This is a genomic window from Chitinophaga fulva, assembly GCF_012927205.1.
GTDB classification, from domain to species: Bacteria; Bacteroidota; Bacteroidia; order Chitinophagales; family Chitinophagaceae; genus Chitinophaga; species Chitinophaga fulva.
Window position 1 is genome coordinate 763,761 of record NZ_JABBGC010000003.1, and the last position, 23,162, is coordinate 786,922.

General features: G+C 50.4%; 22 protein-coding genes. 12 read left to right on the forward strand and 10 right to left on the reverse strand.

Annotated elements, in window-relative coordinates; all coding sequences use genetic code 11:
* Positions 1–3 precede the first annotated feature (3 nt).
* The 3 genes from HHL17_RS26375 to bla are packed head-to-tail and all read right to left on the reverse strand — an operon-like array spanning position 4 to position 2,981.
* Positions 4–1,368, reverse strand: coding sequence for a HAMP domain-containing sensor histidine kinase (locus tag HHL17_RS26375; RefSeq protein WP_169227833.1), 1,365 nt, complete (start codon positions 1,366–1,368; stop codon positions 4–6).
* 2 nt (positions 1,369–1,370) lie between these two features.
* Complete coding sequence (locus tag HHL17_RS26380) at positions 1,371–2,051, reverse strand: response regulator transcription factor (protein ID WP_169227834.1); 681 nt, start codon at positions 2,049–2,051, stop codon at positions 1,371–1,373.
* A gap of 36 nt (positions 2,052–2,087) precedes the next feature.
* Entirely contained in the window at positions 2,088–2,981 is an 894-nt protein-coding gene (gene bla / locus HHL17_RS26385; protein WP_206156176.1) for a class A beta-lactamase, subclass A2, read from the reverse strand.
* 178 nt (positions 2,982–3,159) lie between these two features.
* Here bla and proB point away from each other — a divergent pair, with 178 nt between their 5' ends.
* The 3 genes from proB (at position 3,160) to HHL17_RS26400 (ending at position 5,830) form a co-directional block, all read left to right on the forward strand.
* On the forward strand, positions 3,160–4,194 hold the full coding sequence (gene proB, locus HHL17_RS26390) for a glutamate 5-kinase (RefSeq protein ID WP_169227835.1): 1,035 nt from the start codon (positions 3,160–3,162) through the stop codon (positions 4,192–4,194).
* Positions 4,195–4,205: 11 nt separating this feature from the next.
* Positions 4,206–5,450, forward strand: coding sequence for a glutamate-5-semialdehyde dehydrogenase (locus HHL17_RS26395; RefSeq protein WP_206156177.1), 1,245 nt, complete (start codon positions 4,206–4,208; stop codon positions 5,448–5,450).
* 140 nt (positions 5,451–5,590) lie between these two features.
* The gene (locus tag HHL17_RS26400) at positions 5,591–5,830 is read left to right on the forward strand and encodes a hypothetical protein (protein ID WP_169227836.1); all 240 of its coding nucleotides are present in this window, start codon (positions 5,591–5,593) and stop codon (positions 5,828–5,830) included.
* Between the two features lie 111 nt (positions 5,831–5,941).
* Here the strand turns inward: HHL17_RS26400 and HHL17_RS26405 are convergent, their stop codons facing one another.
* Complete coding sequence (locus tag HHL17_RS26405) at positions 5,942–7,015, reverse strand: class I fructose-bisphosphate aldolase (protein WP_169227837.1); 1,074 nt, start codon at positions 7,013–7,015, stop codon at positions 5,942–5,944.
* Positions 7,016–7,140: 125 nt separating this feature from the next.
* Between HHL17_RS26405 and HHL17_RS26410 the strand changes: the two genes are divergently transcribed.
* Positions 7,141–8,031 carry an NAD-dependent epimerase/dehydratase family protein gene (locus tag HHL17_RS26410; protein ID WP_169227838.1) on the forward strand — a complete coding sequence of 297 codons (891 nt, stop codon included), beginning with the start codon at positions 7,141–7,143 and terminating at the stop codon, positions 8,029–8,031.
* Between the two features lie 2 nt (positions 8,032–8,033).
* On the opposite strand, the gene HHL17_RS26415 is transcribed toward HHL17_RS26410, so the two are convergent.
* A complete protein-coding gene (locus HHL17_RS26415; protein ID WP_169227839.1) occupies positions 8,034–8,207 on the reverse strand; it encodes a hypothetical protein in 174 nt (57 codons plus the stop codon).
* A gap of 101 nt (positions 8,208–8,308) precedes the next feature.
* Between HHL17_RS26415 and HHL17_RS26420 the strand changes: the two genes are divergently transcribed.
* Complete coding sequence (locus HHL17_RS26420) at positions 8,309–8,896, forward strand: histidine phosphatase family protein (RefSeq protein WP_206156178.1); 588 nt, start codon at positions 8,309–8,311, stop codon at positions 8,894–8,896.
* A gap of 54 nt (positions 8,897–8,950) precedes the next feature.
* On the opposite strand, the gene HHL17_RS26425 is transcribed toward HHL17_RS26420, so the two are convergent.
* On the reverse strand, positions 8,951–12,328 hold the full coding sequence (locus HHL17_RS26425; RefSeq protein WP_169227840.1) for a M43 family zinc metalloprotease: 3,378 nt from the start codon (positions 12,326–12,328) through the stop codon (positions 8,951–8,953).
* An 855-nt stretch (positions 12,329–13,183) separates the two neighbouring features.
* Positions 13,184–14,698, reverse strand: a complete 1,515-nt coding sequence (locus HHL17_RS26430) for a glycoside hydrolase (protein ID WP_206156179.1) — start codon at positions 14,696–14,698, stop codon at positions 13,184–13,186.
* A gap of 217 nt (positions 14,699–14,915) precedes the next feature.
* On the opposite strand from HHL17_RS26430, the gene HHL17_RS26435 reads away from it, so the two are divergent.
* From HHL17_RS26435 to HHL17_RS26460, 6 genes are all read left to right on the forward strand, one after another.
* Positions 14,916–15,743 carry a glycoside hydrolase family 16 protein gene (locus HHL17_RS26435; RefSeq protein WP_169227841.1) on the forward strand — a complete coding sequence of 276 codons (828 nt, stop codon included), beginning with the start codon at positions 14,916–14,918 and terminating at the stop codon, positions 15,741–15,743.
* A 178-nt stretch (positions 15,744–15,921) separates the two neighbouring features.
* Positions 15,922–16,350: a MarR family winged helix-turn-helix transcriptional regulator gene (locus tag HHL17_RS26440; RefSeq protein ID WP_169227842.1), complete on the forward strand. Its 429-nt coding sequence runs from the start codon at positions 15,922–15,924 to the stop codon at positions 16,348–16,350.
* Positions 16,351–16,359: 9 nt separating this feature from the next.
* Positions 16,360–16,968, forward strand: a complete 609-nt coding sequence (locus HHL17_RS26445) for an isochorismatase family protein (protein WP_169227843.1) — start codon at positions 16,360–16,362, stop codon at positions 16,966–16,968.
* A complete protein-coding gene (locus tag HHL17_RS26450; RefSeq protein ID WP_169227844.1) occupies positions 16,958–18,322 on the forward strand; it encodes an MFS transporter in 1,365 nt (454 codons plus the stop codon). The genes HHL17_RS26445 and HHL17_RS26450 overlap by 11 nt, the downstream gene beginning before the upstream one ends.
* Before the next feature lie 48 nt (positions 18,323–18,370).
* Positions 18,371–19,081 (forward strand): hypothetical protein, encoded by a 711-nt coding sequence (locus tag HHL17_RS26455; RefSeq protein WP_169227845.1) that lies wholly within the window; start codon positions 18,371–18,373, stop codon positions 19,079–19,081.
* A gap of 75 nt (positions 19,082–19,156) precedes the next feature.
* On the forward strand, positions 19,157–19,729 hold the full coding sequence (locus tag HHL17_RS26460; RefSeq protein ID WP_169227846.1) for a dihydrofolate reductase family protein: 573 nt from the start codon (positions 19,157–19,159) through the stop codon (positions 19,727–19,729).
* Here HHL17_RS26460 and HHL17_RS26465 read toward each other — a convergent pair.
* The 3 genes from HHL17_RS26465 to HHL17_RS26475 form a co-directional block, all read right to left on the reverse strand.
* Positions 19,676–20,656: a S41 family peptidase gene (locus HHL17_RS26465; protein ID WP_169227847.1), complete on the reverse strand. Its 981-nt coding sequence runs from the start codon at positions 20,654–20,656 to the stop codon at positions 19,676–19,678. The two genes, HHL17_RS26460 and HHL17_RS26465, sit on opposite strands and share 54 nt — an antisense overlap.
* A 77-nt stretch (positions 20,657–20,733) precedes the next feature.
* The gene (locus tag HHL17_RS26470) at positions 20,734–21,516 is read right to left on the reverse strand and encodes a helix-turn-helix transcriptional regulator (protein ID WP_169227848.1); all 783 of its coding nucleotides are present in this window, start codon (positions 21,514–21,516) and stop codon (positions 20,734–20,736) included.
* A gap of 12 nt (positions 21,517–21,528) precedes the next feature.
* A complete protein-coding gene (locus HHL17_RS26475) occupies positions 21,529–22,524 on the reverse strand; it encodes a GlxA family transcriptional regulator (protein ID WP_169227849.1) in 996 nt (331 codons plus the stop codon).
* Positions 22,525–22,661: 137 nt separating this feature from the next.
* Between HHL17_RS26475 and HHL17_RS26480 the strand changes: the two genes are divergently transcribed.
* Complete coding sequence (locus HHL17_RS26480; protein ID WP_169227850.1) at positions 22,662–23,147, forward strand: VOC family protein; 486 nt, start codon at positions 22,662–22,664, stop codon at positions 23,145–23,147.
* Positions 23,148–23,162 lie beyond the last annotated feature (15 nt).

A 23,162-nucleotide genomic window follows, 5' to 3' on the forward strand; every position in this document is an offset into this window, starting at 1 on the left:
ATGCTAAATATGCGGCAGCTCCACCGTAAAAGTGGTGCCATGCCCAGGTTTGGACACCACGCTGATATTGCCTTTGTGCAGGCGCACAATTTTAAGGGCGAGAGACAGCCCGATACCATTGCCATCAGCATAAGGACGGTTGTCTCCCCGGTAGAAGGGAGTAAATATATGAGGCAGGTCTTCCTTCGACATACCAATACCTTCATCAGTAAAACGCAGGATAGTATGGGCTTTGAACCAGGTGACCGTGACCGTGGTCTCCGGCGGGGTGGAAAATTTACAGCCATTTTCCAGCAGGTTGATAAACGCCACTTTCAACAGGTATTCGTTGCCGTTGACAGATACCATATCATCGTCATCCGCCTCTTCGAACACGACATTGATTTTATATTCCGGATGCGCCTGTAAGATGGCGCTGCGCGCATCCATCAATACCTCGTCCAGCCGTATTTCCCGGAAATTGATCTCTGAAGGGTCGTAGCTGGCTTTGGCCAGATCGAGCAGACTGTTGGAAAGTTTTACCAGTCGCTGCGCATCAGCGATGGCATGGCGCATAGACTGCCGGTATTCTTCCGCTGGTCTGTCGCGGGAGGCGGTGATCTCCAGTTCCGCCATCATGGCGGTTAACGGCGTGCGCAGTTCATGGGAGATATTGGAAACGAATTGTTTCTGTGCGTCAAAAGATTGCTCCAGCCGGTCCAGCATGCGGTTGAATGTTTGCGCCAGCTCGGCGATCTCGTCTTTGCCTGCTGCGCCTGCGAGACGCAGGTCCAGGTTGGTGGCGGTGATTTCCTCTACCTTGTCTACCATATCAGACACGGGTTTCAGGGCCTGCCGGGAAAAAAACTGCGCTACCAGGAACACAAATACCACCGCTACCAGGAAGGTGATGGCCAGTGTACGGAAAAGATGCTGGAGTTGCCGCAGCCCGTATTCATCTTCCGCAGCGGCCGTTACAATATAGTCGGTACCGTTATGAGGATACAGGAAACCCACTACCTGTAAGCGTCCTGCATGGAAAGTGATCTCCCGGCTTTTGATGATCTCTTCGATCATCTGTTTGGTTTCTTTTACTTTATCGATGTTAACAGCATCGTGGTACAGGAGGTTAAAAGCGGTGTCATACACCGCTACTTCCTCCTGGGAGCGGGAGCCAGCGGTGTTTTTATAGATCAGTTGCAACACTTCAGGACTGACTTTCGCGTCCAGCAGGAGGTTGGCTTTCGTAACGGCTTGCTGTTGCAGGGTTTTGTAGTACTCGTCCTCCCGGTCATGGGAGTACGAAACATATACCACCCAGGCAAACAGCAGCAGCAGGGCTGCTATCATACCGGTGAACAATAAGGTGAGCCTGTTACGGATCTTCATGGTCAGCCTGCTTTAAAAATGAATCCCATACCGGGTTTGGTATGGATCAGTTTTACGTCGAACGCTTTGTCTACCTTTTTGCGGAGGTAGTTGATATATACATCGATGAAATTGGTGCCGGTATCGAAATGTGTTTCCCATACCTTCTCCGCTATTTCTGCGCGGGAGAGCACTCTTTCTTTGTTTTGCAGCATAAATTCCAGGAGGTGGAATTCTTTAGGTGTCAGGCTGATCTCCTGACCATTGCGGGTAACATTTTTCGTTTGCAGGTCCATTTCCAGGTCTGCATACCTCAGCATCGTGGATTGAGGCGTAACTGGTGCGGGAGTGCGTTTGAGCAGTGCGCGGATACGAACCAGCAGCTCCCGCAGATCGAAGGGTTTCACGAGGTAGTCGTCAGCGCCGGCATCGAAGCCTTCCACCTTATCATCGGTGGTGCCTAACGCCGTGAGCATGAGGATGGGAATGGAGGGCAGCGCCGCCCGTATAGCGCGACTCAGTTCAAGTCCGTTGATACGGGGCAACACGATATCGGTAATGACCAGATCAAAACCGCCGCCCAGCGCCAGTTTCAGTCCTGCCTCCCCGTCCCATGCCAGTGTAACGGTATAGCCTTGCTCTTCCAGACCGCGCCGGATAAGTGCTCCCACGCGTTCTTCATCTTCTATGACTAAAATCTTCATGATGCAGAAAAGCCAAAGCTATTTATTTTTTCTTTCTTAATGTACAAAATGGTCCCACGCTGCTTTCGCAATATCCGCGATGACCTTCTCCCGGGTTTCCTGGTCAGCGTAGGAGTCTTTGACGAATACGGAGATGACCATGTGCTGACCGTTGGGCAGTGTAATGATACCGGCATCATTGGTAGCGCGGGTAAGGCCGTTGTCCGTGCCGGAGGTGCCGGTCTTATGTGCCACCACGGTGCCTTTCGGCAGTTGCGCTTTCAATCTCCTTGCTCCCGGCCCGGAATTCACCAGCAGATCGAGCAGGAAATTGTAGCTGCTATCAGATAATACATGGCCCGTGTAGAATTTTTTAAACAGGGCAGTCATGGCATCGGGCGTACTCCAGTTCTGGTACTGCATCGGTTCATTGGGCACCTGTACCTGTTCCGTCAATGCGATGGCCATATCTTTAATGCCCAGGCTATGCACGTACCGATCGGCTACCTTTGTGCCACCAATAAGGCGCAGCAGCACATCACAGGCCGAGCCATCGCTTTCGGCCACGTTGTAGCGCAGCAGCTCCGCTACCGATACGTCCACATTGCCGGCAGGGTATTTATCGCGCAGCGGGCTATGGCCGGATGGGGGAATGTAGTCCGATGGTAATACTTTGACGGGTTGTTGCAGCTGAAGCTTTCCCTGGTCCACCTGCTGCAATACCGCCATGGCAATGGGGAACTTGTAGACGCTTTGCATCGGGAACTGCCGGTTATTATTCAACCCTGCCTTTTCACCATTTTCCAGCACCAGGACCGAGACGCCTACTGTGCCTTTGGATGCTTTGGCAATGGCGGCAAATTGTTGAGGAAGGGAGGGCTTTTGTTGAGCTATGGACACAAGCGGACAAATCAGCATAAAAGCCAAACGGGCAAACGGGCGCACTAACATAAAATGAGATTAAAATATAAGAAGTTATAAAGATATAGAAATACCGCTACCGTATTGCACTGATTTGACCGTTATTTATCCAGCTGTTCACATTTTTTAGCTATTAGGCTGTGTGTTTTATTTTACATTTAGAATTTCCGGGATCAGGTATTAATTTTAGCCTTTAAAACGAAAGGCTTTGAGCAAACCAATACTAGTCATAAAATTCGGCACAGCGTCTATCACGCATGCCAACGGTGATCTGGACGAAACTGTCATAGCCGGCATCGCCCGGCAGGTGGCGGAACTGCATCAGCAATATCATATTGTACTGGTGTCTTCCGGCGCGGTGGCCGCAGGCAAACAATACATGAAGGAGTACGAAGGCACCATCAGTCAGCGAAAAGCGGCTGCCGCCATCGGCAACCCGCTGCTGTTGAGTAAATACAGCCGTTATTTTGCCCCGTACAATATCGCCGTGGCGCAGAGCCTCTGCGAGCGGCAGCATTTCTCCAACAGGGACCAGTTCCTGCAGCTGAAGCGTACTTACGAAGAACTGTGGGCCAGCAATATCATCCCCATCGCCAATGAAAACGATGTGGTGAGCAGCCTGGAGCTGAAATTCTCCGACAACGATGAACTGGCCACCCTGATAGCCGTCGGTTTCGGCGCCTCCCTCCTGCTGTTCAGCACCAGCGTAGCCGGTGTACTGGACCGCGAAGGCAAGGTAGTACCGCAGATAGACGTGATCGACAAAACGGCCCTGTCGCTGGCCGACAAGGAAAAGTCAGCGCTGGGACTGGGAGGCATGGTATCCAAGCTCACCTTTGCCCGCCTGGCTACCCGCATGGGCATCCGGGTGGTGATCTTCGGTATCCGTACCGATGACGGTATCCTCAACGCCATCGCCGGTAAAACCGGCACCCTCTGTTTGCCACAGCCTTGCAGCATGCCGGCCCGCAGAAAGTGGCTCGCCAGCGGCAGCCTCGTCACCGGCAGGATATTGATCGACGCCGGCGCGCAACAGGCGCTGGAGAAGCGTCATAGCCTGCTCGCTGTGGGTGTAAAGGAAGTAATAGAAAAATTTGAATGCGGCGAAGTGATAGAAATCGTCAATGAAGAAAATATAGCCATCGCCGTAGGCAGGGCTAAAATATCATCCGATATACTGGAAACAAATCACAAAGCACAAAACACAGAAGTAGCACATGCCGATGATATTGTGCTATTATAAATAAATGTATCATGACGATCCAACCCCTTCTAGAGAGGGCCCGGCAGGCCACCATGTCTATCCGCACACTGCCCGATGCGCAGAAGCAGGCGCTCCTGCAACAGCTGTCCCGTACCCTGAATGAAAATATCCCCACTATCATGGCGGAAAACAAAAAGGACCTGGAGCTGATGCCGGATGAAGACCCCAAGAAAGACCGGCTGCTGCTCAATGCCCCGCGCATCCGCAGCCTCGCTGCCAGTCTGCTGGACATCGCAAGGCTTCCGGACCCGGCCAATCAGCTGCTGCTGGAAAACCATCTCGAAAACGGGCTCCTGATACAGAAAAAAACAGTGCCCCTCGGCGTAGTAGGCGTCATTTATGAGTCCCGCCCCAACGTTACCGTAGACGTAGCAGCCCTCTGCATCCGCTCCGGTAACGTATGTGTGCTGCGCGGCGGCTCCGACGCCATCCATACCAACACCATCCTCGTATCCCTGATACAGGAAACCCTGCGCGCATTCGATACAGATGAAAACGCCGTACAACTGCTGCCCACCGATCGCGCGCTGGTCACAGAAATGCTGACAGCCTCCCAATATATCGATATCATCATCCCGCGTGGTTCACAGCAGCTGATCGACTTTGTACGCCAGCACTCCCGCGTACCGGTGATTGAGACCGGCGCCGGCGTATGCCACACGTATGTGGAACGCTCCGCCAACCTGGAACAGGCGGCCATCATCGTTACCAACGCCAAAGTATCACGCCCTTCCGTGTGCAACGCACTCGACACCGTACTGGTAGACGAGCCCGTAGCCGCCGACTTCATCGCCCTGCTGGCGCCGCAACTGGCTGCGCACGACGTAGACATCTACGCCGAACCCGCCGCCTACGCGCTGCTGGAAGCACAACAATACCCGCATCTGCACAAGGCACAGCCGGAAGATTTCGGCCGCGAGTTCCTGTCGCTCAAATGTTCCATCAAAATTGTGCCTGATACAACAGCCGCCCTGGCTCATATACAGGAATTCTCTTCCCGTCACTCAGAAGCCATCATCTCCCGCGACCCTATTGTAAGTGAACAGTTTCTGAACACCGTAGATGCCGCAGCGGTATACGTCAACGCCTCCACCCGCTTCACCGATGGTGGCGTATTCGGACTTGGCGCTGAAATCGGCATTTCCACGCAGAAGCTGCATGCACGCGGACCTTTTGCCTTGGAGAAACTGGTAACGGAGAAATGGTTTGTGTATGGAAGTGGACAGGTGAGGTAACAGTTTAAGTGGCCCGATAATGGTTTGTGTTACCATCTTTAACGCAAAAGGCGGGATGGGTTTTCGTAGTTTCAATTTAAAGATTGGTTGTGTTTTAAGCCAGGGAATTAAACATCCTGAACTTTTTAAAATCAATAACTATGAAAAAAATTCACATCCTATTGTTCTCCACTGTGGTGGTGGCCATCACTGCTGGTACACTCGCTTCCGAAGCACGGATTTCCAGCAGAATTTACCTTGAAAATCCTCTTTTCCTGGGCACCTGTGATGTTGTGATCACAGGAAAAACGATTACAGCATCAGGTACCGATATTACCTATGCAACCTCTATCCCAGGCCCATGCGACCTGGTTTATATTACAGATGCGTGGATTAACTGAAACGCTAATACCTAACAGACTGTCCTAAAAGCATCATAGCTTCCAGGGCAGCCTGTTTGATGATATCTCAGACGACTTTTATTTTCCTACAGCTTCCGTCTCATAGGAGCATCAAGCAATCGTCACTTCTTGATTCAGGTACACATCCTGAATAGCATTCAACAAAGCGGCGCCATCTCTCATCGGCCGCTGGAAAGCTTTACGGCCGGAGATCAATCCTACGCCGCCGGCTCTTTTATTGATCACTGCCGTCCTTACAGCATCGGCGAGATCAGCATCACCTTGTGAGGCTCCGCCGGAGTTGATGAGGCCCATACGGCCCATGTAGCAGTTGGCTACCTGGTAGCGGCAAAGATCGATCGGATTATTGGAGGTCAGTTCTGTATAGATGCGTTCATCCAGTTTACCATAAGAAGATGTGCCGGTATTAAGTGCTTTGTAGCCTCCATTCACTTCCGGCAGTTTTTGTTTAATGATATCTGCCTGGATGGTCACCCCGAGATGGTTGGCCTGACCAGTGAGGTCTGCTGCCAGGTGATAGTCCACATCTTTTTTGAACGCGTCGTTGCGGAGATAACACCACAGAATGGTGGCCATTCCCAACTCATGGGCCAGTTCAAAGGCCTGTGCTACTTCCACCAGTTGCCGGTCGGCATTATCGGACCCGAAATAGATGGTAGCGCCCACTGCCGCGGCGCCGAGGTTCCACGCTTCCTGCACGGTGCCATACATTACCTGGTCAGCTTTATTCGGATAAGTGAGCAGTTCGTTATGATTGATTTTAACGATGAACGGAATACGATGCGCATAGCGGCGTGATACGGACGCCAGTACGCCAAAGGTAGAAGCGACGGCATTGCAACCGCCTTCTATAGCCAGTTTCACAATATTCTCCGGATCAAAATATGCGGGATTTTTGGCGAAGGAAGCGCCGGCGCTGTGTTCTACGCCCTGATCTACCGGCAGGATGGACATATAACCAGTGCCCGCCAAGCGGCCGGAGTTAAATAGCTGTCCGAGGCTCCGCAATACCTGCGGATTGCGGCTGGACGGCTGATAGATACGATTGATCGTGTCTGGTCCGGGCAAATGCAGCAGGTCTTTGGAGATGGTCTTGCTTTCGTGTTGTAAAAGTATATCGCTATCTTTACCTAGCAACTCACTGATATTTTCCAAGGATAACATAACAGCATCTTTTTTGGTTAGATTAAATGTAAGGATTAAATCCTGCACAAAAACATCGCCAGGAAAATTCTGTCGGACACTCGCTTCTATCATATTTTATCATCCATCTTTTAAAGTGACAACAGATGAAAACAGTATTCATGACGGGTGTCACCGGTTATATCGGCGGCGCTGTGGCAGCCCGGCTGTTGAAAGCAGGTTACCGGGTCAATGGACTGGCAAGAAATGAAAAAGATTTTCCGGCACTGACAGCCGTGGGCATTCAACCAGTGGCCGGTTCACTCGATGATGAAGCGATCATCGCGCGGGAAGCGGTAATAGCGGATGCGGTGATCAACACTGCTTCAGCAGACAATCCTTATGTGGTGGCCACTATTCTCGAAGCATTAGCCGGTACCGGCAAAAAGTTCATCCATACTTCCGGCTCCAGCATTGCCGGCGATAAAGCAAAGGGCGCCTACGCCAACATCGAACCACTTACTTTTATCCCCAAAAAACCGCGACTGGAAAAAGCTGCACGGGTAGCGATAGACAGGGCTGTATTGGCGGGTGAAGGCCACTATAGCGTAATATGCCCGACCATGATCTATGGTACCGGTACCGGCATCAAAAAAGATTCGGCACAGGTGCCTATGCTAACAGAAGCCGCGCGGGAAGCAGGTCACGGCGTATATATCGGCGCCGGTGAAAACCGCTGGTCCAACGTGCATATTGAAGACCTGGCCAATCTATACCTCCTGACGCTGGAACATGCGCCCTCCGGTAGTTTTTATTACGCAGAAAATGGTATGCTCTCCCTGAAGGAAATAGCCACAGCTATCAGCAAGTCACTGGGCTTCGGCGGGAAAACGGCATCCATCACAATAGAAGAAGCCGTACGCCGCTGGGGTATAGAGGGCGCGCAATTCGGGCTGGGGTCCAACAGTATCGTGTCAGCTGTGGCAGCACGCAGCCTGGGCTGGTTACCGGTACACAACAACCTGTTGTCAACGATCGTACAAAGCGAACGCGACTAATATCAATAAGGCCGGGGCTTCTCCCGCTCCGGTCCATCCTCCCGCTCTTCTGATACGGTTTCCGTGCCTTCAAAAGCGCCACCAGAGCCATCGTGTATAATGACCGGCTCGGCCGGCAGTGTTTCAGTATTTTCGGGCCTTGGACTATTCTCAGCGGGTATGATCATTGTTTCCATATGTCAAAAATATAAAATATCCCTGCGCTTTCCGCCTCATAAGGCTGAATTTACGGCGCTGTTATTTATCTTTGCTACCCTAAAAAAACGAGCAGACATTTATGGTGACCCGTATTGCAATTATTCGTCATGGTAGTACATCCTGGAACAAAGCCGGCCGCCTGCAGGGATATTCCGATATCCCGCTGGATGAGGAAGGCCTGGAACAGGCCCGCAAACTGGGATCACGCCTCGCCGGCGAGCCATGGGACATCGTCTGCTCCAGCCATTTGATCCGTGCACGGCAAACAGCAGCGATCCTGGCTGAACAACTGGGCATCGACACCATCTGGCAGGACACCCGCATCGGAGAAGCCGGCGGCGGACTGATAGAAGGCACCACCGAAGCAGAGCGACTGGAAAAGTGGGGGCCCGATTGGAAAATGCAGGACCTCGGCATGGAACCCAATGCCTCCGTACTGGAAAGAGGGATGTCCTTTCTGGATGAACTCATCACGACTGAAAAAGGAAAACAGATTATACTCGTCACCCATGGCAGCTTTATCCGGCAAATGCTGGCACATCTCCTGCCCCACCTGCCACCACCGCCACCCATGAAAAACACTTCCATTACCCACCTGGAATTAGTAGATGGTAAATGGGAATGCCCACTCTTCAACTGCGTGATACACCTGGAATCCGCGTCATAAAAAAGGCGCCTCATCTATTGATGAGACGCCCGGTATTGGTTGGCTAGTCAGGAACTACTTCACCACTTTCACGCTGATGCGCTCAAAACCACGGGAGATATCTATCAGATAAACACCGGATGGTAAGGAGGAAAGACTGTTCACCTGTAATCTGTTCATGCCTTTGATCACCTGCTCTCTTTGCTCTTTCACGATATGGCCATCAAGACCATATAACCTGATGATCACCGGACCATCCCAGATAGACTGGAAATACAGTTGTATGCGGTCATCAAACGGACTGGTAGCCGTGAGGACTGGTTTATCGACCATTTCTTTCATCATCATCAGGGAAGAACCGCCTGTCACTTTTACTTTGTAATCCTCTACTTCTCCCTGATAAGCGTCCACGCCACAGGGCTTCACATTGCTGCCGTAGCCCATGCGCACACGCATCAGGGTTTCGCCGGTCTTCGCATTGGCAGGCACGGTGATCGTCTGGCTAAACGGACCACTGCCGCGTTTTACATAGACTTTTTCTGTTGTGTCGTTCAGTTGTTTGTCACCGTTCCAATCTATCCATACTGCTACAGAAATGTCGGGCCAGTATTCCACGCCCAGGTTGACCTGCAACTGGTAAGATTGTCCGGTAGCCACGGTAGCGGATAACGCAGTGAAATCCTTGTAGCCGTCCCACTGCGAGCTGTTGTCCAGGTTGGCGAAGCGTACGCGTGTGATGGTATTGTAATTCAACGCCGTGCTGGCGGTGCAATAATCCGTTACATGGAAGCCGGTATCCTGCGAAGGCGCAGATGACGTTTGTCCTGCTTTGATACTACCGTGAGGCATGGTATTGTACGCATAGTCCATCAGCGTATAGGTGTTACCGCTAGCATTCACTTTGAAACGGAACCAGCCATAGAAGGTTTCCCCGCCGGCAGAGAAGGTGAATCCGGCATAGGCTGTCTGCCCCTTCCAGGTAGTGTACGATGCGCTGGTCAGGTCGTGCTCCAATGGATAAGCACCTCCCTCTACAAAGTTGGACGAATCACCTATCACCGTACCCGCCGCCAGCTTAGCAATATTTCGGGTATTACCTACTGTCACCATCGGTTTCTTATAGGTTTCGAACCGCAGCCTGCCACTATCCGCCCACAGGCCATAAGGCAAGTCGGCATTATTGTCCAGGTAGAATTTGTACCAGTTGTTGGTGAAATTGATAGTGTAGGTAGCATCATCTACGTCAACATACTTAATCTGGTAAGGATCACGGAAACTGATGTTCAGATTTTTCTGGCTGCTGTCCGGTGGTTGTTGGTTGCTGAACGCAGCCGGCAGGAAGGTGATGGTGGTGATACCACTATTCGCCACAGCGTGACTGGTAGCTTTACCGATAAAGGCAAAACGCGCCGTTGTATTAGTCAGTGCCGCGAGTTTTACGGTCATGCCAGCGGGAACATTGCTAACGGTGTAGTGTGTATTAGCGACGAAGTTACCGGAACTGATGGCAAAGGTATTGCCTAACAGACTTACCTCTGCGGTATCGGGGAGCGCACCATCGTTAGGCAGTGATTCCCGGAAAGCTGTCCTCGACCAGGCAACAGTGGGCTTACCGGCGTCACCGGCCCTGATGCTGCCATTAGGCGCATCGTTCCAGGCATAGTCCTTCATCGTAAATCTCTTGCCATCAGCATCTACTGTGACACGCATCCAGCCGTAGCGTGTTTTAGTGTTCCAGGTAAATTTCAGGCCGATATAAGCCGTTTTGCCGGCCCATTTGGTATAGGCAGCGCTGTAAACATCATGTTCATTCGGGAAAGCACCGCCTGCTACGAAGTTGGAAGTGTCACCGATGATAGTATTTTCCGCCAGCGGCGAGATATTGCGGGTAGCGCCTTCGCAGACGGCCGCTTTCTCGTAGGTCTCAAAACGGAGTTTATTGTTATCGAACCAACCGCCGAACTGAGCATCACCAAAGCCCCAATCGATGTACTGCCATGGGTAGCTGCTGGTGATGGTAGCATCGGTCATGTCTATATAATGAATTTTATACGGATCGATGAAGTGGATGCCGAAAACAAGGTAGTTACGGAGCAGTGGGCCTGCACCGCCCTGTATCGCCGCATTGAGGAAAGTAATTTTTACACTGTCCGCATTATTGGCCGCTGCGTGTTGGCTCGCTGTACCACTAAATGTAAGGACCGCTGTTTTGTTGTTGATTACCTGGATCTGCGCTGTCAGGCCGGCGGGTACGTTCTGTATGTTAAAATGTGTGCCTGCCACCAGATTGCCACTGCTAACGGCAAACTGTGCTCCACCGAGCAGTTTCAGTGTATCCGCAGTCGTGATGGTACCGGTATTGACATCATTTTCATTGAAGAGGGTAAAGTTGGCTACCAGTCTTTTTGCAGTATCAGGCAAAAGGGTAGCAGCCAGATTAGCTGCGCTCCACAGGTTGTTGCGCTGCGCGATATTACCGGTCAAAGCTGCCAGCATACGATCGCTCTGCCCTGCAGTGAACATCTTGGGGCAGGAGGAATAGTCCATATAGTTCTCTGTGTTAGCAACCACGCCACACCAGTTGGCATTGAGGTTGCAACCACCAAAGTTGGACTTGGTAGGTGGCGTATCGTCTACCTCATCACCGGGGGCAGTACATTCGTTTTCAAAAGTATGTTGCAGATTGAGGAAGTGCCCTATTTCGTGGGTCAATACCCTTTTCATATTAGGTTGAAAATTTTCTGAACTGCCCACACCGGGAGCTCCCAGATAACGCCAGTTGTACACCACACCATCGAGATGATTGGAAGCTACCCAGTTATCCGGCAGGTAAGTCCATCCGGAATTGTTATACACGCCTTTCTCTTCTACCTCGCCCACAATCCAGATATTGAGGTATTTTTCGCCAGGCCAGTAAGAGATGCTTTTTACAGCAGAACCGGTACCATCCGGCGAACGGCCATCCAGATCATTAAAATGATAGGTGACACCGTTGGTAGGATTTCCCTGCGGATCAATATCCGCTAAGCGGAAAGTGATATGCAGGTTGGCCGCCAGTCCGATAAAACGCGGATCGATAGACGAGTAATCCGCATTCAGCAGGTTATAGTCCTGGTTGAGGATATCGATGGCAGAGCGGACCTGCTCCATCGTTACCTTGTAAGGATTCACCGGATCATTAACGTGGAACACCACCGGAATGGTATACTGCACAGACCCTGCCAGCGCTGCTCTCTGTTGGCGCATACCGGCTATTATTTTCTTAATCTGTACTTCCTGGTTGATAGCAGCCTGCCGGGAAGCGGGATGTTTTTTGTACAGTTCCTGCATGGCTTTTGAGGAGGTACAATGATCCGGAAGTGGTGGCAGTCCAGGCTTTTGCTGGGCACTAGCCCCATAGCCGACTACCAGACATAACAAGAGCGTTATTATCTTTCGTGATAAAGTTGACATATAATTGGTTTAAAATGTGGACACAGAAGTACTATCCACGGCAGCACGCCGCAGCAGTATGTGTAATAGCAGTAATAGCTGCACATGGCAGCAGGAAATGGGTAGACATAGACACTGGGTGTCTTTGACAGAGGGAAAAATTCTATTTCATAAAGTGGTTTTTATGGGTTGAAAATGGCAATCAGGATAACGTGACCCGGCAATACCGGTGAGGGCCGGGCATTGGCAAACAAGAGCAGATTGATTCTATTTGGTTGATATCACAGGCGTCAGTTCTTCGATTTATGCTCTCTATATACAACGACTCTACGAATTTAACGGAGTATGGATTAACAAGGTGCCATGAAATTGATGAGTTATAGGCGGATATTAACCGGGTTAAAAAACGGGTAGTGATGTTCGTTAGGTTAATATAAATAACATGTTGGCGATGATGGTGATATTTCATATTCACAAAACGCATAAAACGCATAAAACGTATAAATCCATAAAACCCAGGGCTGAAGCCCTGGGCTACGATGTTTTTCAAGTTCTTTTGATGATAAGTCCTATCGTTTACGCGAATCCCGGGCTATGCCCGAATCCAGGTTATAGTTCCACGTGGACTAAAAAGCTGATAATATGAAAGAAACTGAACAACATCTTAGCCCAGGGCTTCAGCCCTGGGTTTTATGGATTATATGCATTCAATGCGTTTTATGGATTATACGCATTCAATCCGTTTTATGGATTATATGCATTCAATGCGTTTTACGGATTATATGCATTCAATGTGTTTTATGTGTTTTATGCGTTTTATGCGTTTTATTCATTCAATGCGTTTCATAGATTTTATGAATTTTATAGATCACTATATCATTGTGCAGTTCCGGTAAACGTAATCACGCTCGCAGGCGGCACTATCACCACAAAGCTGCCATCAGCCTGTGCTGACACCGGCGCGCTTTGTTGCCAGTGAGCAGCAGTATTATCAGCAGTCAGGTAAGAAGTGATCTGGCTGCTGGCAAATCCCGACAACTTAATGCGGGTACGGGTTTCAGCACCACCCGGATTCACCACTACCACGCTGAACTTGCCGGTAGCAGGGTCTTTCCAGGCAGAAACTTTCAGCGTGGAATTGTTGGCCAGTGCGGAGTTAAAACGATAGTAACCAGCATGTACGAACCTGGAATATTGTCCCATGACGTCGTAGGTTTTAGGATAGTCCAGTGAACCATCACCATTGGTACAGATCAATGATTCGTTGTTACGGATAGCCAGCATACCTAACCAATACACATAGGCGTTCACGTTACATTCCGCCAGGAATTTGTGCATGTTAATAGCGAGCTTCAAACCGCCGGTCATGGTAGCATCGTATACGCCACTGTCGTCGCAGGCTTCTGTTACCCAGGTAGGGCGATTGCCGGTGGCATAGTTCCATGTTTGCGGATTTGCGTTCAGCCCGCGTTTGCCGAGGATCAGGTCCCCGATCTCTACGTAGCCGTGGCCTGCGAGGATGTCCACATTGCTTTTGTCCATGCCGGACAGGAAGCTGTTGGCGGTGCCCCAGGCAGCATTTTCAGAAGAGATGATTTTCACGGAATTCAGTCCTTTGGCATTTAAAGCAGGACGGAGATTGTTGGAGATAAACTGTCCCAGGTGGGAAGCAGTCCAGTAGGAAGCGGCCCAGTCAGAGAACACATTCTCCGGTTCATTGCTAGGTGATACCGCATAAAAGTTGATCCCTTCGTTTTGATAGGCTTTGGTAAAGCCGGCCACGTAGTTGGCGAAGTCAGTAGAGCAGCAGCTGTAATTAAGGCCGTTGAAGTTTTTGGCGCTCTCCTGGGATGTGTTGTTTTTCATCGACAGCGGCGGTGTCCAGGTACTGGCAATCATAATGGGTACCTGGTAACGCTCTTTCAGTTTCTTCAGTATCCAGAGTTGCGCCAGTTGTGCTTTCTGGTTACCGTTGAGTGCCTGATAGGCGGCGCTGGAAGCATCCATATCGATGGTAGTGCCTGCCGGCTGGATCGTCACCGTGCCGGTGGTTTTGTCGAACGGATAGTGATACATCACTTCGCCACGCACGATGTTCAGCTGCAGGCCGTCGGTGCCCCAGAGCTGTTTCATGATGGTATCACGCTTGGGTGATTCAAAGAAAGGCGTAGCGCGGCCGGCAAAAGCGCCGAAGCCTTCCATGCGCTGATAGGTAGTGCCCCAGTTCAATGTAATGTTAGCAGTGTCGGTGCTGACTGCTGCAGCTACCACCTGGTTAGAGAGTTTACCGTCGGCAGCGGTTTTCAGATCGTCACGCATATTTTTGGAACATGCGGAGGCCAATACCATGGCCAATAGGGACAAGGAAATTCCTGGCAGATTTTTTTTCATTGTTATGAGGGTTTGGGTTTTATGGAAATAGGGTAAAGTGACTACAGGTTTAAAATATCTATACTTTTCCAAAAAATGTCCACTGGCGCCAACAGTCAAAACACAGGTATCTATCTGGCTCTTTCTTAAAAATACAGATTATTTAGTTAACAAAAACTATACTTTTACACAACAGGAACTCATAACAAAAATTTAATAGCCCTGATAAATGTGAACGATGAAATACATGCTTTTATTCTCGGCATTGCTGGCTGGTTTGTCGGCATGCAAAACCACCCGGCCCGCAACAGCAGTACAGCAACGCCTGTACATACAGCCTGAAGGCCGTTCCCAACAGCCATGGAAACTGGTATGGGAGGATAACTTCAACGGCTCTACGCTGGACACCACCAAATGGACGCGTATTCCGCCCAACCATGCCGACTGGGGCAAACATATGACCAGCGATGATCGTTGCTACGCCCTGGAAGACGGGAAACTATATCTCCGCGGTATCAACAATCCCGATACCACCAAAGACCCACGGCCTTTCCTTACCGGCGGCATCTGGAGCAAAGGAAAATTCGCTTTCCAGTATGGGAAAGTGGAAATCCGTGCTAAACTGGAATGCGCACAGGGCGCCTGGCCCGCCATCTGGATGCTGGCAGAAAACAATAAGTATGGTGCCTATCCCCGCAACGGAGAGATCGACATCATGGAACATCTTAACTATGACAGCATCATCTATCAAACCACCCACTCCTATTATACACTGGACCTGAAACAAACAGAAAAGCCGCCTCATGGTGGAAAGGCAACGCTGCATAATGGTGAATTCAATGTCTTCGGTATCTCCTGGACACCGGATAAAATCGTGTTCCTCGTCAATGGAAAGGAAACTTTCACCTATCCGCGTGTGGAAGGCGTAGATCCGTCACAGTGGCCGTACGATCAACCCTTTTATTTGTTGATAGACCAACAGCTGGGTGGCAACTGGGTTGGTAAAGTAAATCCGAAAGATTTGCCCGTGCAGATGATTGTGGATTGGGTGAAGGTGTATCAGTAACGCCATCAAAATGGATAATACAGGAAGGTCAGGGTAGCTCACCCTGACCTTTTTTATTTTTTAGCCTTCGGCAGATGAATAACTGTGTTTTTTATTTTTTTGGTCAATAAAAATCCCTGACTTAATTTTGTAAGGTAAACTTATTAGTTTTACTACATAAATAGCAAAACAGCATAATATGGATAATTACGCCACCGCTTCTTCTCTGCGTCTTACCATCTCTAACCTCTACAAACGGCTGCGAAAGCAGGTATACTCTACGGAAGGCCTATCTCTAAGCGAGTTATCGACACTCTCCTATCTGTTTCAAAAGGAAGCTATGTTTCCATCAGAACTGGCAGAGCTGGTAAAGGTGAAAAACCAATCTATGTCCCAGATACTCAATAACCTGGAAACAGGAGGGCTCATCACCCGCACACAATCACCGGAAGACAAACGAAAGATGAGCGTGAGCATCACCCCCAAAGCGAAAAAGATGATAGACAAAACCCGCCATGAACGGGACGAATGGCTGGCAGAAGCTATCGATCAGACATTATCCAGAGAAGAGAAAAAAATGCTGACAGCGGTATTGCCGCTGCTCAACAAAATTGCAGACTATAAATAAAAAGAAAACATGATCACCAGTATCGACAAAAACACCGCCCTTGTACTCATCGATCTTCAGAAGGGCGTTTTCAATTATCAGACTGTCCATCCGGCTAAAGACATTATTCATAACGCCGGGCAACTGGCCGCCGCATTCCGCAAAGCGGGACTGCCGGTAGTAGTCGTAAATGTAAACCCCATAGGCTCGCCCTCCATGTTAGTACGCGCCGACGTAAACAACGGCCTTCCCAGAGATACCGCGGTCCAGCAACAACAACTCGAAGCGATGAAAGCCGGTGGTTTCTTCGACATTGTGCCGGAAATCAACGTGCAACCGGAAGACATCCACATTACCAAAGGCACATGGAGTGCCTTCCCGAATACGCCACTACTGGGCATCCTGCGCGAAAAGAACATTACCAACATTGTGTTGGCCGGCGTTTCCACCAGTATCGGTGTGGAAGGCACCGCGAGGAGCGCTAATGAAAACGGATTCAACATCACCTTTGCCACCGACGCGATGACAGACCTCCAACTGGCCTGCCACGAATACAGCTTGCAATACATCCTTCCCCGTATCGGTGAAACAGGTACCACCGCAGATATCCTGCATCATCTGAGCTTACGTGAAAAATAAAGAACGTATACCCGTTGGGTTTATCACGCCACTGGTGCTGGGCACCATGATGAACCCGCTCAACTCCACCATGCTGGCTACGGCGCTGACGACCATCTGCCAGTCGTTTGGTCGCAATATCAGCGACGGCGCCTTGTTAATTACGCCACTGTACCTCACTTCCACTATCGGGCAACCACTCATGGGAAGACTGGCCGATCTATACAGCCCTAAAAAAGTAAACCAGCTGGGATTCCTGCTGGTGCTGCTAGCCGGTATTACCGGCACCGTAGCGCCTACTTTTGATTGGCTCATCGTATCCCGCGTTTTATTGGGCCTTGGCACCTCTGCCGCCTACCCTTCTGCGATTGCGCTGGTCAACAGAAAATATGCGGAAGCCGGCGAAACCGTACCAGGCGGTGTACTGGGCATCATTGCCGTATCCGGCCTGGGCAGCATGGTACTGGGCCCCGTACTGGGCGGCCTGTTGTCGCAGACGTTTGGGTGGAAAGGCATTTTCTTCATCAACATTCCATGGGTACTGGTATCACTATGGTTGGCGAGAGCACTACCAGATATGCCACCGTCAGCACCGGTCAGTTTCCGCGAACTGCCGCAGAAACTGGACATGATAGGCATTCTCCTGTTCAGCGGTATGTTGCTCAACCTGCTGTTGTTGCTGCTGCACCACGCCTTTTCGCCCGGAGGCACGTTGTTATTAGGTGTATTGTTGTTACTGCTTATCCTTTGGGAACGAAGACAAAGCAGCCCATTCATCGATGTACGTTTATTTGTGCAACAACCTTCGCTGCTGCTGGTATACTTAAGTGCAATGGCCACCAGTTACGTGATGTACCTGATGTTGTATTCCCTGCCACAGTGGATGGAGAGTGTGAAACAAATTTCGCCCGCCCGTACCGGCCTTTTGTTATTACCGATGTCATTGGTGTCTGCCGCCACCGGCTTACTCATCTCCCGGCATAACAGCCTGCTGGTAAAAAACATGGCAGGCATAGGCAGTATGATCATAGCGTGTATAGCATTGTTCTTCGTAAATGCCAGCCTTCCCATGTACCTGTTGATCGGCATCACCGTGTTAGTGGGATTGTCCACTGGCATCAACCCAATTGCCAACCAGGCATGGCTACACGAAGAGGCGCCACCGGGACGTACCGGTGTTTCGTTTGGGCTTTACCGTACTTTCAGCTATGTAGGCGCCATTGTTTCCGGTTCACAAATGAAAACGTTGTATCATCAGGGTGTTACAGACAGCAGTTTCCATACCGTAGTATGGTATACCACTGCCAGCTGCGCATTGATGGTACTGCTCCTGCTACCGTCCATTAACCGGAAAAAGGAGCTGTCTTTGCGGTAATCATTTATTTTTGTTAGTTTGGCGGCAATCAATCATTATCCTGATAAGATGAAACGAAACATTGCCCTGGTTGTTTGGTTACCCGCCATATACCTGATGATATCCACCGGTTGTCACAGTCGCCCGCAAAGCACTGTCGCTAACGATACCGCACAAACGACGACTGCCGGACCTGTTGACACCGCTAGTGTGGAACCAGCTGCGGTCATTCCTGACGGACCAACACTTTACAACGTATTTATCTGCGCCGCCACCGGCGATCTCAACAAAGATAATATCAGCGATTCCGTAGTGGTGATGCACGACACCACCTCTACGGAACAGCCCTATCGCCTCCAGGTGTTATTTGGCCGGCCCGATGGCCAATATCAACTGGTGGCGACTTCTGAAAAGGCGATACTACCTGATGGTGGCGAAGGTGCTCATGACGCCATCAACCTGGATTCTGTCCTCGTTAGCAAAGGCGTGCTTACCGTGCGGATATCATTGTTGCGCGGTACGGCGGAGTATCTTTATCGCTACCAAAATCAACGCTTTGAACTAATCGGCTACAGCCGTGATGAATCCGATGGCCAGGGCATGATCGTCAGCGAACAGTACAATCTTTCTACCGGCCGCTACATCCGCACCACTGAGGCTTACGACGGAGAAGACAGGCCCACTGAACATACGGACACTGTTATTCCCATCCGGCCGCTGCCGGTCATGGACACGCTGGTACCGTTTGAAACCTACCACGCAAAATATATCCTGTTTTAAGGTTTGACGGATTCACACCCGGTCAAAGAGGGTATTTACCTGTAAGTTTGTATCAGCATCCTCAAAAACATCACCATGAGAAAGCTGATACTTCAGATGCAGGTGAGTATAGACGGCTTTGTGGCCGATGCACACGGCGATACCAGCTGGCTGGTCAGTGACTGGGACCAGCCCCTGAAAGATTATGTACTGGCCCTTACCGCACCGGTAGACCTTATTTTGATCGGCCGCAAACTGGCCAACCAGTTCATTCCTGCGTGGACAGCCCGCGCCGGCGATCCCGATATCGCCGACGTATATACGCATCGCATAAATAATCTCGACAAAATGGTCTTCTCCCGTACACAAACAGAACACGGCTGGAAGAACACAGCGCTCGTCAACGAGGACCTGACCGAAGAAGTAGCCCGGCTAAAAAAATCCCCCGGAGGGGATATGATCACCTACGGGGGTAGTAGTTTCGCTGCCAGCCTGATACAGGAACATCTCATCGACGAATTTCATCTTTTCATTAATCCGGTGGCTATCGGCAAAGGCCTCCCTATCTTTCATCAGCTGGACCAGCAGTTGCCCGTAAAGCTGGTCAGCGCTACTTCATTTTCTTGTGGTATCGTTGCCCTGTTTTATCAGGCCCAGTACCACAGGTAGATCCTCTTCTCTGTTGGCTGTTACCATATCAGGCTGTACACCTGTCAGCTCCCAGCTGTGGTCTGTGCCCGGGAATACCGGTGCAGCAACAGACACCGACAACAGGAAGCGGTCGTTCGTTGGATAGATGTCATTCATATGCGCACCACCTGCTGAACGCTGCCCTACTATTACCGCCCGTTTCAGGTGTTGTAATTCAAAAGCAATGGCTTCCGCCGCAGACGCAGTCTGATTGTTGACCAGGATGTACAACGGCTTCTCATAAGGCTTGGTACCGCTCAGGGCTGCTGCTTTCATCAACTCATTTTTCCCATCCCTGCTTTTGACTTCCAGCAACGGCGTACCGTCTTTTACAAAATACCCTTCCACCACCATGCCGATAGCGCTGCCGCCGCCACCGTTGTCGCGCAGGTCCAGTATCAGCGCCTGTGTGTGTTGTACCAGTGTCATCGCGGCTTTCAGCATGTCCACGCTTTTAGGAGACAGATTGATTTCCGCTAAACGGATATAACCAACAGCGCCCTCCAGTATTTTCACCTCCGCGAAACCGTAGTTCGTTTTGGCGGCCCTTTCATCATCGAAAAAAGGGTCTTTTGCACTATCAGTCTTTTCCCGTTGAGTTTTCAGCTCCTTTACGAATTCCGGGTTGTAACGCAGAAATATATGCCCATCCTTCACCGTTTGGCGCAGCAGACTAGTGACGGCCTTTGCGAAGACTTTCACACTGTCCGTTCCCCGGGTCAGTTGTTTTTCCTGTTGCAGCAAAGCGGCTGCCAGTACTTTGCCCTTGTCGGGATATACATAATGTTGTTCCAGTAATTGTGCCGACTGGCGGATCACCGCTTGTTTTTCAGCGGGAGTTACCGTTTGTCCATAGGCTGTTGACAGGCACAGGCCAAAAGCCATCAGGCCATACCATTTTTTCATGTTGACATCGATTAATACCACAAAGCTACTGTTCGGCTGACAGCCAAAATTGCACAGAATTAGCGTGAGATAGAAAATTACAGCTTGCGGAAAGCACCGGGCAGATAGCCGGTGTATTGTTTGAAATTGCGGATAAAATGGCTCTGGTCGAAGAACCCGCATTGCAGGGCTATAGCGGTGAGGGATTGTTTTTTATCGCGGACCAGTGCCAGTGATTTGCCCACTTTTATTTTCCGGAGATACTCAGCCATAGTACCATGGAAGTACACCGGGAAATATTTAGAGAGTGTTACCGGATGGATACCGATTTCTTCTGCCAGGAGATGGAGCGAGAGTGGAGCATCCCACCGGTCGTGCAGTAGCTGTTGCAGTTGGGCCACCCATGCGGGCGTTCCTTTACCAGCCTTGACCGGAGCACCCCAGTGTTGCAGCAATATAGCATGTGCCAGTGTATCGTGGCCCGGCAGCAGTGTACATTCTTTATACAGGTTCAGTATGGCCAGCTGCAGCGCATGTTCCGGCAGGCTGTCCCAGCTGGATTCCGGCAGGCCGTAAGCCCTCCAGAAAGCAGGTTCCACTTCGAGATTGAGGTTACGGGAGGGGTGTAGTGTCAGCAGGTTGCGATGCTCTTCTCCTGCGGCATAGCGGACCAGTTTACCGGGCAGCACTTCCTGCTGGCTGAACCGGCGATGTTCGAGGTTGCCGCCTTCCAGTACTAAAGAACAATGAGGATTGGCGTGGTGGTGCCAGTCCTCCGACACCGCCGCATGGTATACCGTTTCCGATAATATGATACCGGAAAGGTGGTAATTGATTTTGTTTTTACCCAGAAAGGTGCCGCTGCTCAGTTGTTCCATCATACAGTTAGACCATTAACGCCTGCTGACTTCTACCGCGGCTTCTTTATTGTATTTCGTGCGGTAATCTGCCGGCAACATGCCCGTTAATTTCTTAAAGATAGCACGAAAAGCTTTACTGTCAGCATATCCTACTTCGTACATCACCTCGTTGATGTTCATCCTGCTGGATTCCAGTTTCTTTTTAGCTGCTTCCATGCGTACCCGCTGAATATATTCCAGTGGTGTATTGTCCGTTGCCTTTTTAAAGCGGCGTACAAAGTGGCGGCGGCCGATGGCGAAGCGGTCGGACAGCTCCTCTACTGAGATACGCTGGTGGATATTGGCTTCAATATATTCCTGTGCCTGGCGGATAGGGGCATCTTCGTGTCTTTTTTGTCCGCTGAACATGGTGAAGGGTGACTGGCTGGTACGGTCTATATCGAGCGCGTATACTTTCGAAGCCATGATAGCTGTTTCGCGGTCAGTGTATTTCTCTACCAGGTGCAACAGCAGGTTCCAGTAGGAGTTGGCGCCACCGCTGGAGAAGAGGCCGTCTTGTTCCGTTACGATGCGGCCATTGACCAGCTCCACTTCCGGGAACAGTTGCCTGAACAGGTTGGCCGAAGCCCAATGGCTGGAACATTCGCGGCCGTTGAGCAGGCCTGTGGCTGCCAGCATGAAAGCGCCGGAACAGAGGCTGGCCACATCTGCGCCATTTTCTTTATATTGGTGGATAATCCAGGGAATGAATTCCCTGTTTTTGTACAAAGTAGCTTCAAAATCCCCGGCGATAGCCGGGATAATAACCAGGTCTGTACGTTTTACCTCTTTCAGCATTTTATCAGTATGTACGCTGAACAGGCCATTGTACTGTTTCACCATGGGCGTAAGGCCCAGCAGTTGCAGTTTAAAGGCCGGCGACTTACCTGCATCTTCGAGAAAGCCATTTACGCCGTTGAGCATCATGTGAGGATCTACAATACTGGCCATCACGGCGTCATTGAGCACAAGGATGGAAACATGTTTCATATGACCGGGGGTGTTTATATTTAAAGTTACGGATATAAAAAGTCGCAAAGTACCCTACGAATGTCTCTATACCACCCCATCATGTAGCGGGCAGCGGGGTACCTTTGATTCAGAAGTTCACACAAAATGCAACAATTATGAAAAACGAGCAAAAAATTACACCTTTTCTCTGGTTCAATGACAATGCGGAAGATGCCATCAATTTCTACAAAGGTATTTTCAACAATGCGGAAGTTGGGGGTATCAACCGTTATCCTGCCGGCTCACCGTTGCCCGAAGGCACCCTGATGACGGCTACCTTCCGGCTGGAGGACCTGTCCTTTGTAGCGTTGAACGGAGGTCCTCATTTCACCTTTAATGAATCTATTTCCTTTGTGATTTCCACCGAAACGCAGGAAGAGACCGATCATTACTGGAACAGCCTGATCGCCGGTGGTGGCCAGGAGAGCCAGTGTGGCTGGCTGAAGGACAAATACGGCGTATCCTGGCAGGTAGTCCCTACCCTATTGGAACGTTTACTCGGAGCCCCTGAGCGGCAGAAAGCAGGCCGTGCCATGCAGGCCATGATGGGGATGAAGAAACTGGACATGCAGGGCTTACAGGATGCTTTTGACGGAAAATAACCCTTTTTCAAGTTA